1 pseudogene is annotated in these 272 nt (G+C 43.0%); it reads left to right on the forward strand.

Annotation, left to right across the window (positions count from 1 at the left end):
* A pseudogene (locus AB5935_RS24685) lies at positions 1-272 on the forward strand (hypothetical protein); the annotation flags it as partial.

Here is a 272-nt window from a genome sequence, read left to right on the forward strand (position 1 = left end):
TATGCCGGATATCGACGAAAACGAGTACGACTGGTTTTTCCGGTATGTCAAGCAAATGGACCCGGAACGGATCATTAAAATAGTGCAGGCGGCAAGTGTACGTAATGACTTGATAATTTCCCTTTTACGGGAACAAAGAAAGAACAGGCCTTCCCCCTTGAAACTGAAACGTTTGAAGCGGGATATTGAATATTACGATCGGGCTTTGTTGAAGTTGAGAAAAGGGCAGACGTTCTTTCTTAACGCTTCTTCATTCGCTAATGTTGAGATAC

Origin of the sequence: Phocaeicola sp. RTP21198st1_B8_RTP21198_201120 (genome assembly GCF_040929485.1) — a bacterium.
GTDB lineage: Bacteria > Bacteroidota > Bacteroidia > Bacteroidales > Bacteroidaceae > Phocaeicola > Phocaeicola dorei.